The sequence below is a fragment of the Mesorhizobium sp. Z1-4 genome, from assembly GCF_004000235.1.
Lineage (GTDB): Bacteria > Pseudomonadota > Alphaproteobacteria > Rhizobiales > Rhizobiaceae > RCIO01.
Genome location: NZ_RCIO01000002.1, coordinates 82,192 through 97,364 on the forward strand (window position 1 = coordinate 82,192; position 15,173 = coordinate 97,364).

Below are 15,173 nucleotides of genomic sequence, written 5' to 3' on the forward strand. Positions count from 1 at the left end.
ATCATCCCGTGCAGCATGTCTAGCGAAGATTGGCCGGGCGTGCACCCCGTTTCAAGCGTTTGCGCCAATAGCGTATCTGGCGCCTCACCTCCGAAGGTGCGGTTCCGCCGTAAGACGTGCGGCTTTTCACCGAACTCGCAACGGAGAGCACGGAAAACACCTCTTCGGTGATCGCGGAATGGATTTCGCGGTATTCCTCGAGGGTAAGCTTGTCGAGCGACCGCCGCGTCTGTTCTGCAAGTGCGACGGCTCGGCCGGACACGTGATGCGCCTCGCGGAAGGGCAGCCCGGCAACGCGCACCAGCCAGTCGGCAAGGTCGGTCGCGGTGGCGAAACCGGCACCGGCAGCCTTCTTCATCGCCGGTTTGTTGACTTCCATGTCGCCGACCATGCCGGCCATTGCGGCAAGCATGAGGTCGAGCGTCTCGGACGCGTCGAATACCGCTTCCTTGTCTTCCTGCATGTCCTTGGAATAGGCGAGCGGCAGGCCTTTCATGACCGTGAGGAGCGCCACGAGGTCGCCATTGATGCGGCCGGTCTTGGCGCGGATCAGTTCGGCGGCGTCAGGGTTCTTTTTCTGCGGCATGATCGAGGAGCCGGTGGAGAAGGAGTCCGACAGCCTTACGAAACCGAATTGCGGCGTCGACCAGATAACGATCTCCTCGGCCAGACGCGACAAGTGCGTGCCGCAGATCGCGGCGACCGACAGGAACTCGAGCGCGAAATCGCGGTCGGACACGGTGTCGATGGAGTTGCGTGTCGGCTCGCGGAAACCGAGCTCCTTTGCTGTCATAGCGCGATCGATCGGGAAGGACGTACCGGCAAGTGCGGCAGCGCCCAGCGGGCTTTCATCCATCCGGTCGATTGCATCGCGCACGCGCCAAAGGTCGCGGCCGAACATCTCGACATAGGCCATCATATGGTGACCGAACGTGACCGGCTGCGCCGACTGCAAATGGGTGAAGCCCGGCATGACGGAGGAGGCGTGTTCCTCCGCACGGTCAAGCAGGGTTTCGATCAGCATGGCGAGTGCGGACGCGGTGCGCTCCAGCGCATCCTTCACCCACAGCCTGAAATCAAGCGCCACCTGGTCGTTGCGCGAGCGCGCCGTGTGCAGCCGTCCGGCGGCGGTACCGATCAGTTCGGCCAGCCGTGCCTCGACGTTCATGTGAATGTCTTCCAGCTCGGGCTTGAAGGTGAACTTGCCAGCCTCGATCTCTGACAGGATCGTGTTCAGGCATTCTGAAATCTTGTTTTGATCCTCGGCCGAAATTATGCCCGTTTCAGCCAGCATGCGGGCATGTGCGAGCGAGCCGCGGATGTCCTGGGCGTATAGCTTGCGGTCGAAGCCGATCGAAGCATTGATCGCTTCCATGATCGCCGAGGGCCCCGCGGCAAAACGGCCGCCCCACATCTGGTTGCTGGTTTTCTTGTCGCTCATGATGCTAGTCCGTCGGGACGCTTGGCCCAGGGTGTGCTGGAGTTGAACATGGCCGAAAACGGCTCGAAAAAAACGATATTTGCCGCGCTCGCCGGTGCACTGGCCGCCGGCGCAATCGCTGGCGGGCTTGCGCTATACGTGACCGGCGGCCTGTCTGGCAACATCGTAGCCTCCGCTCCTGAGGATGGCGGCAGCTGCGAAATCGATCCCGCGACGCTTGCCGCGGTGGACAAGGCCATTGGCGGCGAGGTGGCGGCCATGGCCCTGGCCGATCCGCCTCAGCCGCTGTCGGAGCTTGCCTTCAACGATCCGGAGGGCAACGCGATGACGCTGGGCGACCTTGCCGGCAAGACGCTGCTCGTCAATCTGTGGGCGACATGGTGCGCGCCCTGCCGCGCCGAAATGCCGGCGCTGGACGAACTGCAGGCCGAGCTTGGCGGCGAAGATTTCGAAGTCGTCGCGATCAATGTCGATACCGGCAGCGACGAGAAGCCGCGCAAGTTTCTCGACGAGATCGGCATCAAATCGCTCGGCTACTACCGCGACGACACGATCGGCGTGTTCAATGATCTGAAAAGGCGTTCGCTCGCGCTTGGCCTGCCGGTGACCTTGCTGGTCGACGAGAATGGGTGCCTGATCGCCAATATGAACGGCCCCGCCGAATGGGCAAGCGACGACGCCAAAGGCCTTGTGCGGGCGGCGGTGGGAGGCTGACGGCCGGACCGGGCCGGCCGAACTCCTTAGTATCTGCGCTGCGCTAGGTGGTCCCGGTCGCTAGCCTGTATCCAGCGTAGAGGAAGAAACAGCCTAGCGCGCCCTCGATCCAGCGCCGCGCGCGCTGGTAGCCCGCGCGTACCGGCGCGGAAGACAAGAGCAGCGCATATCCGCCATGTCCGGCGAAGGAGTTCACGAAAGCCCCGGCGATGAAGATAACCGCAATTGAGGCAGGTGCGTCTCCAATACCGCCGACACTGGCAACGGCAAGCCAGAAGATGATCGCCTTCGGATTGGTGATCTGCAGAAAAAAGCCGGCCAGACCCGTGCGCCAGACGCCGAGCGGCCGTACGTCGGCAAGGTTGAGGGCCGGCGGTGCGGCAGCTGTCCTGAAGGCCTTCCACGCGAGCCAGACAAGATAGGCGGCGCCGATAAGCCGGATGACTGTCATCACGCCGGAGATCTGAGCGAAAACAACCGCGATGCCGAGCACAGTTGCCGTGGCGAGGACGACAGCGCCGCAGGCGACGCCGAATGCCGTCACAACCGACGGCAGGCGCCCCCGGCTGGTCGCAACGCCCATGATGAGGGCTACGCTCGGCCCCGGAGAAACAACGCCCGTCAACTGGATGGACCAGGCCAGCAGAAGCTGCGGCAGGTAGTCCGCCACGAGCCAGGTGGCCGTCATTGCCCGGCCGTCAGCGGGTCGGGACCGGGACTTCGCCGCGGTAGTCGTAGAAACCGCGGCCGGCTTTGCGGCCCAGCCATCCGGCCTCGACATATTTCACCAGCAACGGGCAGGGCCGGTATTTGCTGTCGGCAAGGCCCTCGTAGAGCACCTGCATGATCGACAGGCAGGTATCGAGGCCGATGAAATCGGCCAGCTGCAGCGGGCCCATCGGGTGGTTGGCGCCGAGTTTCATCGCGGTGTCGATCGCTTCGACCGAACCGACGCCTTCATAGAGCGTGTAGATTGCCTCGTTGATCATCGGCAGCAGGATGCGGTTGACGATGAAGGCCGGGAAATCCTCGGAAACGGTGATGGTCTTGTCGAGCTTGCCGACAAACTCCTGCGCCAGTTCGAAGGTTGCATCCTCGGTGGCAATGCCGCGAACCAGCTCCACCAGTTTCATCACCGGCACCGGGTTCATGAAATGAATGCCGATGAAACGTTCCGGCCGGTCGGTTTGCGAGGCGAGGCGGGTGATCGAAATCGACGAGGTGTTGGTGGCCAGCAGCGCTTCGGGATTGAGCACCGGGCAAAGCTGGGCGAAAATCTTGCGCTTGACCGTCTCGTCCTCGGTAGCCGCCTCGATGACCATATCGCAGCCGGCCAGGTCCTGCATGGTTTCGGCCGGACGGATGCGCGAAAGCGCCGCCTTGCGGTCCTTCTCGTCCAGCTTTCCCGAACTGACCTGCCTCGCCATGTTTCCGGAAATGGTGGCGATGCCGTGTTCGATCTGCTCGGCCGAAACATCGTGCAGAAGAACGTCGAAGCCGGCGGCCGCCGCGACATGCGCGATGCCGCCGCCCATCTGCCCGGCGCCGACGACACCGATCGTCTCGATTTTTCCTGTCATTCAAATCATCCCGTCGCGGGAGCACCATGCCCGCCTCTTGTGCAGTGCACAGTAAATGGCCGGAGCGGACTTCGTCCACCCCGGCCATGCATTTCTAGACGGTGACGGGTTGTCGCGTCAAAGCGCCTTTTCGAATTCCGGCAGAACGTCGAAAAGGTCTGCAACGAGGCCATAGTCGGCGACCTGGAAGATCGGCGCTTCCTCGTCCTTGTTGATCGCGACGATCACCTTGGCGTCTTTCATGCCGGCAAGATGCTGGATGGCGCCGGAGATGCCGCAGGCGATGTAGAGTTCTGGTGCGACCACCTTGCCGGTCTGGCCGACCTGCCAGTCGTTCGGTGCGTAGCCGGCGTCGACAGCGGCGCGCGAGGCGCCAACCGCCGCGCCGAGCTTGTCGGCGACGGGCAGAATGACCTCCTCGAACTTCTCCTTGGAACCGAGTGCGCGGCCACCGGAGATGATGATCTTGGCGGAGGTGAGTTCGGGGCGGTCGCTTTCGGCGATCTTGTTCTCGACAAAGCTCGACAGGCCCGGATTGTCGGCTGCCTTGACTGTTTCGACAGAAGCCGAGCCGCCTTCAGGCGTTGCCTGGAAGGAAGACGTGCGGATCGTCAGCACCTTCTTGGGGTCGCTCGACTGGACGGTCTGGATCGCATTGCCGGCGTAGGTTGGCCGCTTGAAGGTGTCTGCGGAGACGACCTCCATCACTTCCGACACCTGCATCACGTCGAGTAGCGCTGCGACGCGCGGCATGATGTTCTTGCCGTTGGTGGTGGCCGGTGCGACGAGCGCGTCGTAGCCACCGGCCAGCGACACGACGAGCGCTGCGGTCGGCTCGGCGAGCATCTGCTCCAGTTCGTCCGCCTCGGCCAGCAGCACCTTGCGCACGCCCTTGAGCTTGGCGGCGGCATCGGCCGCGCCCTTGGCGCCCTTGCCTGCAACGAGGATGTCGACATTGGAACCGACGGCGGCAGCCGCGGTCAACGCCTTGGCGGTCTGGTCTGAAAGCGACGCGTTGTCATGTTCGGCAACGAGAAGAATGGCCATCAGAGTACTCCCGCTTCGTTTTTGAGCTTGTCTACAAGTTCAGCGACGTCCTTCACCTTGACGCCGGCCTTGCGGCCACCCGGCTCTTCGGTCTTCAGCACCTTGAGGCGCGGAGCCGGGTCGACGCCATAGTCGCCGGCCGTTTTTTCATCGAGCGGCTTTTTCTTCGCCTTCATGATGTTGGGCAGCGAGGCGTAGCGCGGCTGGTTGAGGCGCAGGTCGGTGGTGACGATGGCCGGCAGCTTGAGCTCCACGACCTGAAGGCCGCCGTCGATCTCGCGCGTGACCTTGGCCTTGCCGCCATCGATCTCGACCTTGGAAGCGAAAGTGCCCTGGCTCCATCCGAGAAGGGCAGCCAGCATCTGGCCGGTCTGGTTGGCGTCGTCGTCGATGGCCTGTTTGCCGAGGATGACGAGTTCCGGCTTCTCCTCGTCAACGACACCCTTGAGCAGTTTGGCGACTGCCAGAGGCTCAACCGTGTCATCGACCTTGATCAGGATGCCGCGGTCGGCGCCCATTGCAAGCGCGGTGCGGATCGTCTCCTGGGCCTGCTGCGTGCCGATTGAAACCGCAACGATCTCTTCGGCCTTGCCGGCCTCTTTCAGGCGGATTGCCTCTTCGACGGCGATCTCGTCGAAGGGGTTCATCGCCATTTTGACGTTCGCAAGTTCCACGCCGGAGCCGTCGGCTTTGACCCGCGGTTTCACGTTGGCGTCGATAACCCGCTTCACGGGCACAAGAATCTTCATGGCAGGCAATACCTCTCCCGATGGTCACTCTGGCCGGATTTCATATCTTCCGGCCGCGGCGCTGTTGAAACGGGCAAATGCGTCGTTTTCGGTCGCAGCTTGGACATGCGGTCACGGGCACCGGCTGGGCCAAGCGCGCGGAACCTATTCACCATGGCGCAGGGCGTCAATACACGCATGCTGCGGCAAATCGATTGAACTATTGACGGCCCCAGGGGCCTTGCGGAGTGGTTTCGCCGCGCATGTCCGGGGTGACGACTTCGACCGCTGCCGGAGAGACGATCTCACGGTCGAACAGGGGAACGGCCCGGCGGCGGAACAGCAATACCAGCATGGCGCCTGCAAGGATGCCGCCGATATGGGCTGCCCAGGAGACCTCGTCGTCGCCCGCAAGCAGGAACATGACCACCTGCAGCGCGATCCATGCTGCAAGCGCGATCCAGGCCGGAATGCGCAGCGGCACGCGGCCGAAGGCCAATATCCATACCTTCACGCGCGGATGCAGGATCAGATAGGCCGCCACCACGCCAGCGACCGCGCCGGATGCGCCTATCAGCGGAGCGTTCGACCGCGTATCGACCATGCCGTGCACAAGCGCTCCGGCAGCTGCGCAGATCAGAAAAAACAGGAAGAAGCGCACATGCCCCATGGCGTCTTCGACATTGTCGCCGAATACCCAAAGGAAAAGCATATTGCCGCCTATGTGCCAGATGTCGGCGTGCAGGAACGCGTAGGTGATGTAGGTCGCGTTTTCAGGGATCAGCACATATTGCGCCGGCAGCTCCGCGTGGTCGAAAACCACGGACGGTATGTAACCGAGGCTCAAGGCCGCTGCCTGGGTAGTCGCCTCGCCGCCAAGGGCGGTGATCAGAAACACGATTACATTCGCGGCGATCATTCCGAGCGTGACGTACTGGAGGCGAATGTGCTTCAGGCTGTTTGCGTCGTGCAGCGGTATGAACATGCGGTCCCCGAACTGGCCGCATTGCCCCGGCCCTGATGCGTCACCTGTTTTCGCCGGGAACCCATAACACGTCGGCTTCGCCATTGTCATTGACGACACGCGCGGCGACGAAAAGCAGGTCGGAGACCCTGTTGATGTAGCGGATCGCGTCGGCGCTGACTTTCTCGCCGTTGCGCGTCGAAAGCTCGACGATACCGCGCTCGGCACGCCGGGCCACCGTGCGCGCGAGGTGAAGCGCCGCCGACGCAGGGTGGCCGCCCGGCAGCACGAAGGACCGCAGCGGCTTCACCCGGCGGGTGAGGGCGTCGATGTCCTTTTCAACGCGGTCTACCTGGCTGGCGACGATGCGCAGCGGCTCATATTCGAGCTCTTCGCCGTTGTCGGGTGTCGCGAGATCGGCGCCGAGGTCGAAAAGATCGTTCTGGATGCGCGACAGCATGGCATCGAGTTCGGTGTGTCGGGCTTCGAGCGCGGCACGCGCAACGCCGATACAGGAATTGGCCTCGTCCACTGTGCCAAAGGCTTCGATGCGCAGATCGTATTTGGGGCGGCGTTCGCCGGTGCCGAGCGCGGTGGAGCCGTCGTCACCGGTGCGCGTATAGAGCTTGTTGAGAACGACCATGGAAACTCTCCCTTGAGCGGCGCCGGGGGCGCGGCATGTCATGCGTCCGCTTCGAGTGCTAGGTCGGGACCGGTACGGAAATAAGAGACGTTGTTGGTGAAGGTCGTCTCGGGCACGAGGCGGACGAAGCGCCCAGCAGCGCTCTCGATCCTGGCGATGTTCTCGATGAACCAAGGGTTCCAGCCGGCCTCGTCGGGTCCGAGATATCTGGCAAGCAGACGGCGAAAGCGCGCCGGCGAATTCGGCTCAACAGTGGCGCGGCCACGGAAACCCAGGTGCATCAGGATGCCTGCTTCATTGTCGTAGCGCACGATCTCGACGGCGCAGCGGGGATCCTCGCGCAGCCTGCGGACGGCGCTGCCCTGGTTGGAACCCAGCATCCAGAGTGCGTCATCCTCCCACATGTACCAGACCGGCGAGTTGCGCGGGCCATCCACCTCCGATGTCGCCAGGTTCGCCATCAGCGGCAGGTCGAGCAGCAGCCTGGGATCGAATTTGTGGCCCATGGCTACCTGCCCGAGAAATAGAGCGCCAGCATGATCAGCACCAGCGCGACGAACTGCAGTAACACACGCGCCTGCATGAGCTTGTTGGAGGTATTGCCGGAGCCGCCGCGCATCATGTTGACAAGGCCGCGCAGCAGAACGATCACCACTGCGATCATCACCAGAATGGCCAGAATGTTAAAAAGGGTCGGCAAGGGTCTCTCCTGTGTGCTGCATTCCCGCAGACGCGCGCTCAACCTTGGCGCGACATCACCTGATAGAACATAGAGGCCGGCAGCAGCCTTTTCAGGGTCACGCCGATTTTTGCCGGGATCGTGACTACGTAATGCGGCCTCGGGCGCGGGCTCTCCAGTGCGTGTTTCAACACCTCATATACGGCATCGGGTTTGCGTTTCAGGCGCGACTTGGTGCCGCCGCTGCGCAACCGTTCGAGCTGCGGCAGGTAGGCATCGCGGTGAACCGATTGTTCCCAATCGATGTTCCTTTCGAACCACGGCAGGCCGTTGGCGGCGATCTTCGATTCCACCGGGCCGGGCTCGATCAGGGAAACATGAACTCCCGAACCCTCAAGCTCCATGCGCATGCACAGGGTCAGTGCCTCGAGCGCATGTTTGGAAGCAGCGTAGGGGCCACGAAATTTGGCGGGCACGAGGCCGAGGATCGACGAGCAGTTGACGATGCGACCGTGGCCTTGCGCGCGCATCGCAGGGATCACCCGGCGGGTGAGGTCGTGCCAGCCGAAGAGATTAGCCTCGAACTGATACCGCAGTGCGTCCACCGGCACATCTTCCACAGCTCCCGCCTGCGCATAAGCGCCGTTGTTGTACAGCGCATCGAGCCTGCCGTCCGTGCGCCCGAGTATTTCGTCTGCGAGCTCTTCGATAGAGGCCGGCTTTGTGTAGTCGAGGTAAAGAGCGTCGATTCCATCGGCTCGGAGCGCAGCGATATCTTCGTGCTTTCGGGCCGTGGCGAATACACGCCAGCCGTCAGTCTTGAGGGCGCGAGCACACCAGGCGCCGATCCCCGAGGACGCGCCGGTGACAAGGATGCTGCGTTGCGCGGTTGCTGGCGCTTTCGTGTTCACGCGGTTCCGCCGGGTTGCGTTCTGGGCCGAAGCCTTCACATATTCGGTGCGGCGAGGCAATCGAAGGCAGGAAAGTGCGGAAGCTGATAGCGGCGAAACGTGTTCTGGGCGACGCGTTCGGACATTTTTCCGATGACGACGGGTGGGCCATGGCCAGTCACCTGGCGATTACCGCGCTCATGGCGCTGTTTCCATTCCTCATCTTTTCGACCGCGCTCGCCTCGTTTCTTGGCGCAAAGGCATTCGAAGACACTGCCGTTCACATCGTTTTCGACACCTGGCCCGAACAGATCGCGGAGCCGATCGCGCGCGAAGTGGTGAACGTTCTTACTGTTCAGCGCGGCGATTTCCTGACCGTCGGCATCATCGTCGCGGCGTTTTTTGCCTCCAACGGCATCGAAGCGCTGCGCGTCTCGCTGAATCGCGCATACCGGGTCGAGGACAGGCGGTCCTTCATCTACCGGCGTCTGCAGAGCCTCGCGTTCGTCTTCATCACCACGCTGGGTTTTCTGACCATCAGCGTGCTTCTGGTGCTGGCGCCGCTGCTTGGGCGCGTTGCGGTCGATGCCATGCCCTGGCTGAAGCCGTTCATGGGCACGATCACCATATGGCGCTACATCATCGCGTCGTCGGTCATCGTGCTGGCGCTTGTCGCGGTACATGCCTGGCTGCCGGCGGGAAAACGCAGCTTCGCGGACATTGCACCGGGGATCATTTTCACGCTTGCGGGATGGCTGGTGGGGTCCACGCTGTTTGCGGAATATCTCGACCGGTTTTCATCCTATGTCTCGACCTATGCCGGCCTCGCCTCGATCATGATCGCCGTGGTGTTTCTCTATATCGTTTCGGCGATCTTCATCCTGGGCGGCGAGATCAATGCTGCGATCAGGCGTTATTCGGACGCCCGCGCGCGGGTGCCGGGCTGAGCGGCAAGCCAGACGCCGCCCGCTGCGACCGCCATACCGACCAGCTGCAAAGGCGACAGCGTTTCGTCGAACAGCGCCCAGGCGATCAGGGCAGTGACGCCGGGGACAAGGTAGAAAAGCGAAGCGACGCGCGACACCGCGCCCTGCCGGATCAAAAACATCAGCAGAAAGATCGCGCCGACCGAAAGCACCAGCACCAGCCACAACATGGCAAACACCAGCTCGCCGGTAAGCGTAAAGTTTCCGGTTTCGAAGATGACAGCCATGACGAGCATGGTGAGGCCGCCGCCGACATATTGCCATGCGGTGCCGGCAACAAGATCGGTCCGGCCACCGAACCGCTTCTGCCAGATGGTGCCGGCGGTCATGCCGAGAACCGCGAGCGTGCAGGCCGCGACATTGACGGGCGTCACGCCTCCTCCAGCCTCGGCGAGCTTGGGTGAAAGCACCAGCGCCACGCCTGCGAAACCGACGAAGAGACCTGCCCAGTGCCGGGCCGTGACCGGCTCGTTCAACAAACGTCCGGCCGCAACGGCAGTGATCAGCGGCTGCAACCCGACCAAAAGCGCGGAGAGCCCGGCCGGCATGCCGTTGTCGATGGCCCAGAATACGCCGCCAAGATAGACGCCGTGCATCAGGAAACCAGCGACCGCCTGATCGAAAGCGGCGCGTCGGGAAAGCATTCTGGCACGCAGCGGAACGGCGATCGCGGCCAGCACCAGGATCGTCAGGGCAAAGCGCGCGGCAAGAAACCAGAACGGTTCCGCCCATGGCATTGCGTAGCGAGCGCCAATGAACCCGGTCGCCCACAAGGCGACGAACAGTGCGGGGATATATCGGGCGGCTTGCGACATGGCGTGCTTCGGTATTTCGGCGAGAAGGTCAGCGTCTAATTCGACGGGCGGTGTCAAGCAAAGCGAAAGGAATCATTGATAGGATTTTCCGCGAGGTGGACCAACAGCCCGGCCGTATCGCGGAAGGTGGAAGCGACAATGATCTGGGATATCGATTTTGCATGGCTTTTGATGGCGATCGGCGCTGTGTCGGCGTTTGCCTACATGCTTTCACTGATGCTGGAGTCTAGCCTGGGCGGCGAAACGATGGGTCCTTTCGTCAACGCGGCGCTCATCACCGGCGGGTTTTTTCTCGGCATCGCAGGCGCCAATTATTACGGCATTGCGATCTCGGAGCTGAAGCTGGCGCTGATCGTCGGCCTGTCGGGCTCTTTCGCGATGTTCTTCTCGGTGCTTCTGGTGCGCGGTATCTGGGCGCGCTTCTAAAGGCCTACCATACGTCTCACATCGGCTGGCGTCGCGCCGGCCAGTCGCAGAGCCGAAAGTCCACCGTCGCCTTTGCTTTTCGACAGCTTGCGTCCCGTTTCGTCCAGCAGCAGCCTGTGGTGGTGATAAGCCGGCGGCGCAAATCCAAGCAGTTCCTGCAGAAGCCGGTGAACGGATGTGGCGTGAAAGAGATCGCGCCCGCGCACGACATGGGTAATGCCCTGCAGCGCATCGTCGATCACGACCGAGAGATGGTAGCTCGTCGGAACGTCCTTGCGGGCAATGACCACATCGCCCCAGCGCGCGGGGTCGGTCGGCACCGCACCGGCCTCGCCATCCGGGCCGGCGCCGCTCTCAAGCCAGTCGAGCTTGCCGCCAGAACGAGAGAGAGCGGCGGCCATGTCGAGGCGCCACGCATAAGGTTCGCCGTCGGCCATGCGCTGCCGGCGTTCCGAAGAGCTGCGTTCGCGGTCGAGCGGCGGTGCGTGTGGTGCGCCGTCAGGATCGCGGGGCCAGGGCGCGCCATCCTGCTCGGCTTCCGCAACGAAGGCGCGCGCCTCGCCGCGGCTCATGAAGGCCGGATAGGCAAGCTCCTCGTCGATCAGCGCGTCGAGCGCCGAGCGGTAGTCGTCGAAATGTTCTGATTGCCGGCGAACGGGTTCCTCCCAATCGAGGCCAAGCCAGGCGAGGTCGTGAAAAATCGCGCGTTCGAACTCAGGCTGGCTGCGCCCCGTGTCGATGTCCTCGATGCGAAGCAGAAATCGGGCGCCTGCATCAGCCGCCATGTCATGATTGAGCATGGCGGAATAGGCGTGGCCCAGATGCAGCGGGCCGTTGGGGCTTGGGGCAAAGCGGAAAACGGGTTGTGTCATGAGACCCGCTCAGTGTGGATTGTGGCCGACATAGCACGATTGCTACTGTGGCTGCGCGGCACCAACAAGTGCGGTGCTGCGAGATTTGCCGAAGCGGAGCTGTTTGCGTGACACGGCGCATCGATACCATGGATGAGGTTGCCGAGGGGCTGGCCGCCCTGCGCACGATCGATGCGCGCCTCAAGCCTGTGATTGCAGGTGCCGGCGATGTGCCGTTGAGGCGCACGGCACCCGGTTTCGCCAGCCTGGCTTCGATCATCGTATCGCAGCAGGTTTCGCGGGCGAGTGCGGATGCGATCTTCGGCAGGCTGGTCAAGCTGGTCGATCCGCTGGAGGCTGAAAACGTGCTCGCGGGCGGCGCCGGGCCGCTTGTCGAAGCGGGCCTGTCGCGGCCGAAACAGGCCGCGCTCATGGCGACGGCCGAGGCGGTTGCTGGCGGCGCGCTTGATCTTTTCGGCCTTTGCGACATGCCACCCAAAGATGCGCTCGGTCAGCTGACAGCCGTGCACGGGATCGGCGAATGGACGGCGGAGGTCTATCTGCTTTTCGCGGCCGGGCATGCCGATATTTTTCCGGCAAAGGACCTCGCGCTGCAGGTGGCGGCGGGCGACATTCTGGGCCGAACGGAGCGGCTCGATGATCGTGCCTTGCGTGCCTTGAGCGAATCATGGGCGCCATGGCGCGGCGTCGCGGCCAGGCTGCTATGGGCGCATTATCGCGTGCTGAAGGGCCGCGAAGCCGCACCGGTGGCCTAAGTGCCGCGGATTCAACGCGGAATCCCCGCGTTTCGGCGTCACTTTCATGTATTTGCCGCTTCACATTCCTGTCACGTCCGGCTTACAGTATCCGCGCCGATCGGGACCATCCGAAGGAGATGAGCAAGTGACGATCGCGGTCTCGCCGGACGGACTTCCCGCTCTGGTGCTGAATGCGGATTACCGGCCGCTGAGCTATTACCCGCTGTCGCTGTGGTCGTGGCAGGATGCCATCAAGGCCGTCTTCCTCGACCGGGTGAACATCGTTGCCGAATACGAACACGCGGTTTCGTCGCCCTCATTCTCGATGAAGCTGCCAAGCGTCGTCTGCCTCAAGTCCTTCGTCAAACCCTCGCGCCACCCGGCCTTCACGCGTTTCAACGTGTTTTTGCGCGACCGGTTTCAGTGCCAATATTGCGGGACCAGGGACGATCTCACTTTCGACCATGTAGTGCCGCGGCGGTGCGGTGGTGCAACGACGTGGGAAAACGTGGTCGCGGCATGCTCGAGCTGCAATCTGAGGAAAGGCGGGGAAATGCCTGCACAGGCCAAGATGTGGCCGTTGCAGAAGCCTTATCAGCCTACGGTCCATGACCTGCACAATAATGGCCGGCTCTTCCCGCCGAACTACCTGCACGAAAGCTGGATGGATTTCCTTTACTGGGATGTCGAGCTGGAACCGTAAGGGTTTCTAAGGTGCAGCCATTATCCCCGCGCTTGTCCCGAGGATCTACTGACAGCTCGACGATGAACCCTGGCGTACCCTCTCCGTCGCGATTTTCATCAACGACGGTAGGCCCTGGGGACAAGCCCGAGGGTGACGTAGGGCCGCGTTCTCACCCCTCCCAGAACTGATCGAGCCAGATGTTGAGGCCGAGGAAGCCGGCAGGGTCGATTGCGTAGATGCGTTTGGTGCCTTCGGCACTGACGCTGACCAGTCCCGCCTCCAACAGCACTTTCAGGTGCTGGGATACGGCTGGGCGCGACACGTCGAGCCCGGAGGCAAGTTCGGTGACGCTTTTGGGGCCACGGCGGAGTTCCTCCAGAACATAACGCCGGTTGCCGTCGGAGATCGCCATGAACGGGTCAGGATTGGACATGTGCCATTCTTAGGCGGGCGGCGCAAAAGCTCAATGGTGTCCGGTCTATTCCTCGGCCTCGGTGTCGCTGCGCGGATCGAGCATCACCGCATTCTGCGTGACCGCGCGCTCCGCCGGCAAGGTCTTGAAGGCTTCGCGTTCGTCGATCGGCACCGGCGCGCGGCGCGAAATACGAAGCACCGCATATCCCGCCAGGGTGAGATGCGCCCAGGCGGTGGCAAGGAAGATACCCTCGGAACTGACATAGTCCATCAGCGGCGCTGCAACCAGCGGGCCGATCATGGTGCCGCCGCCATAAAGCAGCAGTAATCCGCCGGAGACTTTCACGAAATCCTCTGCCGGAGCGTGGTCGTTGGCGTGGGCGACGGCGATCGAATAGAGGATGTAAGCCATTGCTCCATACAGCGCGGTCATGGTCAGGATCACGGCTCCCGATTTCGGCGCGATGAGTACGATCAGGATGGCAAAGACTGCGGCGCCGGCGGCGGCTCCTGCAAGCACGTAGCGGCGGTCGGTGCGGTCGGAAAGACGGCCGGCCGGCAGCTGTGTCACGGCGCCCGCCACCACGACGAGGCTCATCATCAATGCGATTTCCGCCGTCGAGATGCCGGCGCGGGCGCCATAGACCGCGCCAAGCGTGCCCCAGGCGCCATTGGCGACGCCGACGAGCAGGCAGGCGGCAAAAGCGATCGGAGAGTTGCGATAGAGCGCCGGCAGGTCGAGCGACACTTCCGCCAGCGGTTTGGGCGTTACCGCGGTCGAAACCGCGGTCGGGATCAGCGACAGGCAGAACAGAATGCCGGTCATCATGAACAGCGTTGCGGTGGTAACGTCGCCCGCAGCGACGGTCAGCTGCCCGCCCATGATCGCGCCGTAGGTGACCATCATATAGAGCCCGAAAACGGTGCCGCGGGTCTCGTTGGTCGAACGTTCATTGAGCCAGCTTTCGATGATCATGAAGGCGCCCGCCATGACGAAGCCGGTAAGCACGCGCAGGGCGATCCAGATCAGTTCGCCGACGAGCAAACCAGAAAGCAGCGCGATGATCGCGCCCGAGGCTGCGAACGCTCCGAAGGCGCGGACGTGGCCGACGCGCTTCACCAGGCGTGGCGCAAGCAAACATCCGGCGACAAAGCCGAGCGACCAGGCGGTGCCGAGCAGGCCGAGCGTCGTGGTCGAAAAGCCTTCCGCCTGGCCCCGCAGCGGCAGGAGCAGGCCATGAAGGCCGGAACCGGCGAGCAGAAAGGCCGTGCCCAGAAGCAGAGCGAGGATCGAGCCGAAGGTCGAGAACATGCGGATTTCTACCGGTTTCTGTGCGTGGTCTGTGTGTTAGCTGCGGAACAGGGCGTCGGCTGCCGCCTTGGTTGCGCCCTTTTGCGAAAGCTCCTGCTCAAGGCGCGCAATTTCCTGCTTCAGGACCTCGATACGGGCGTGAAGTTCGTCGACTGACAGAAGTGACAGATCCTGACCGATTTCATGCGCCCTGGCTCGTTTCAGCGGTTCCTCGTCGATAAAGGCCATGGCTGTCTCCTG

General features: G+C 62.8%; 20 protein-coding genes. 5 read left to right on the forward strand and 15 right to left on the reverse strand.

Translation table 11 applies throughout. From position 1 onward, the window contains the following. Positions 1-19: 19 nt before the first annotated feature. Positions 20-1,441 (reverse strand): argininosuccinate lyase, encoded by a 1,422-nt coding sequence (gene argH / locus EP165_RS07385; protein WP_127521033.1) that lies wholly within the window; start codon positions 1,439-1,441, stop codon positions 20-22. A gap of 48 nt (positions 1,442-1,489) precedes the next feature. Between argH and tlpA the strand changes: the two genes are divergently transcribed. After that, positions 1,490-2,155, forward strand: coding sequence for a thiol:disulfide interchange protein TlpA (tlpA, locus tag EP165_RS07390; RefSeq protein WP_127521036.1), 666 nt, complete (start codon positions 1,490-1,492; stop codon positions 2,153-2,155). A 43-nt stretch (positions 2,156-2,198) separates the two neighbouring features. On the opposite strand, the gene EP165_RS07395 is transcribed toward tlpA, so the two are convergent. The 9 genes from EP165_RS07395 to EP165_RS07435 form a co-directional block, all read right to left on the reverse strand. Beyond that, the gene (locus EP165_RS07395; protein ID WP_127521038.1) at positions 2,199-2,843 is read right to left on the reverse strand and encodes a LysE family translocator; all 645 of its coding nucleotides are present in this window, start codon (positions 2,841-2,843) and stop codon (positions 2,199-2,201) included. Between the two features lie 10 nt (positions 2,844-2,853). Further along, the gene (locus EP165_RS07400; RefSeq protein ID WP_127521040.1) at positions 2,854-3,735 is read right to left on the reverse strand and encodes a 3-hydroxybutyryl-CoA dehydrogenase; all 882 of its coding nucleotides are present in this window, start codon (positions 3,733-3,735) and stop codon (positions 2,854-2,856) included. 117 nt (positions 3,736-3,852) lie between these two features. Next, complete coding sequence (locus EP165_RS07405; RefSeq protein ID WP_127521042.1) at positions 3,853-4,782, reverse strand: electron transfer flavoprotein subunit alpha/FixB family protein; 930 nt, start codon at positions 4,780-4,782, stop codon at positions 3,853-3,855. Further along, positions 4,782-5,531 (reverse strand): electron transfer flavoprotein subunit beta/FixA family protein, encoded by a 750-nt coding sequence (locus EP165_RS07410; RefSeq protein WP_127521044.1) that lies wholly within the window; start codon positions 5,529-5,531, stop codon positions 4,782-4,784. Before EP165_RS07410 ends, EP165_RS07405 begins: the two co-directional genes overlap by 1 nt. A gap of 199 nt (positions 5,532-5,730) precedes the next feature. Further along, positions 5,731-6,495 (reverse strand): rhomboid family intramembrane serine protease, encoded by a 765-nt coding sequence (locus EP165_RS07415; protein WP_127521046.1) that lies wholly within the window; start codon positions 6,493-6,495, stop codon positions 5,731-5,733. A 40-nt stretch (positions 6,496-6,535) separates the two neighbouring features. Further along, positions 6,536-7,117 (reverse strand): cob(I)yrinic acid a,c-diamide adenosyltransferase, encoded by a 582-nt coding sequence (locus tag EP165_RS07420; RefSeq protein WP_127521048.1) that lies wholly within the window; start codon positions 7,115-7,117, stop codon positions 6,536-6,538. A 38-nt stretch (positions 7,118-7,155) separates the two neighbouring features. Beyond that, positions 7,156-7,623, reverse strand: a complete 468-nt coding sequence (locus EP165_RS07425; RefSeq protein WP_127521050.1) for a pyridoxamine 5'-phosphate oxidase family protein — start codon at positions 7,621-7,623, stop codon at positions 7,156-7,158. Between the two features lie 2 nt (positions 7,624-7,625). Next, on the reverse strand, positions 7,626-7,817 hold the full coding sequence (locus EP165_RS07430; protein ID WP_127521052.1) for a twin transmembrane helix small protein: 192 nt from the start codon (positions 7,815-7,817) through the stop codon (positions 7,626-7,628). Between the two features lie 38 nt (positions 7,818-7,855). After that, positions 7,856-8,707: an SDR family oxidoreductase gene (locus EP165_RS07435; RefSeq protein ID WP_127521054.1), complete on the reverse strand. Its 852-nt coding sequence runs from the start codon at positions 8,705-8,707 to the stop codon at positions 7,856-7,858. 74 nt (positions 8,708-8,781) lie between these two features. On the opposite strand from EP165_RS07435, the gene EP165_RS07440 reads away from it, so the two are divergent. Next, positions 8,782-9,633, forward strand: a complete 852-nt coding sequence (locus tag EP165_RS07440; protein WP_127521056.1) for a YihY/virulence factor BrkB family protein — start codon at positions 8,782-8,784, stop codon at positions 9,631-9,633. On the opposite strand, the gene EP165_RS07445 is transcribed toward EP165_RS07440, so the two are convergent. Continuing rightward, on the reverse strand, positions 9,600-10,487 hold the full coding sequence (locus tag EP165_RS07445) for a DMT family transporter (protein ID WP_127521058.1): 888 nt from the start codon (positions 10,485-10,487) through the stop codon (positions 9,600-9,602). The two genes, EP165_RS07440 and EP165_RS07445, sit on opposite strands and share 34 nt — an antisense overlap. Before the next feature lie 138 nt (positions 10,488-10,625). On the opposite strand from EP165_RS07445, the gene EP165_RS07450 reads away from it, so the two are divergent. After that, on the forward strand, positions 10,626-10,913 hold the full coding sequence (locus EP165_RS07450; RefSeq protein ID WP_127521060.1) for a hypothetical protein: 288 nt from the start codon (positions 10,626-10,628) through the stop codon (positions 10,911-10,913). Here EP165_RS07450 and gluQRS read toward each other — a convergent pair. Continuing rightward, the gene (gene gluQRS, locus EP165_RS07455) at positions 10,910-11,785 is read right to left on the reverse strand and encodes a tRNA glutamyl-Q(34) synthetase GluQRS (protein WP_127521062.1); all 876 of its coding nucleotides are present in this window, start codon (positions 11,783-11,785) and stop codon (positions 10,910-10,912) included. The two genes, EP165_RS07450 and gluQRS, sit on opposite strands and share 4 nt — an antisense overlap. A 128-nt stretch (positions 11,786-11,913) precedes the next feature. Between gluQRS and EP165_RS07460 the strand changes: the two genes are divergently transcribed. Both EP165_RS07460 and EP165_RS07465 read left to right on the forward strand, forming a co-directional pair. Next, positions 11,914-12,540 (forward strand): DNA-3-methyladenine glycosylase family protein, encoded by a 627-nt coding sequence (locus tag EP165_RS07460; protein ID WP_127522534.1) that lies wholly within the window; start codon positions 11,914-11,916, stop codon positions 12,538-12,540. Positions 12,541-12,667: 127 nt separating this feature from the next. Beyond that, complete coding sequence (locus EP165_RS07465; RefSeq protein WP_127521064.1) at positions 12,668-13,225, forward strand: HNH endonuclease; 558 nt, start codon at positions 12,668-12,670, stop codon at positions 13,223-13,225. Between the two features lie 151 nt (positions 13,226-13,376). On the opposite strand, the gene EP165_RS07470 is transcribed toward EP165_RS07465, so the two are convergent. From EP165_RS07470 to EP165_RS07480, 3 genes are read right to left on the reverse strand one after another with little or no spacing between them, the layout of a single operon-like run. Further along, complete coding sequence (locus EP165_RS07470) at positions 13,377-13,640, reverse strand: ArsR/SmtB family transcription factor (protein ID WP_127521067.1); 264 nt, start codon at positions 13,638-13,640, stop codon at positions 13,377-13,379. 45 nt (positions 13,641-13,685) lie between these two features. Further along, positions 13,686-14,933: an MFS transporter gene (locus EP165_RS07475; protein WP_127521069.1), complete on the reverse strand. Its 1,248-nt coding sequence runs from the start codon at positions 14,931-14,933 to the stop codon at positions 13,686-13,688. 36 nt (positions 14,934-14,969) lie between these two features. Next, positions 14,970-15,161 (reverse strand): DUF1192 domain-containing protein, encoded by a 192-nt coding sequence (locus EP165_RS07480; protein WP_127521071.1) that lies wholly within the window; start codon positions 15,159-15,161, stop codon positions 14,970-14,972. Positions 15,162-15,173 lie beyond the last annotated feature (12 nt).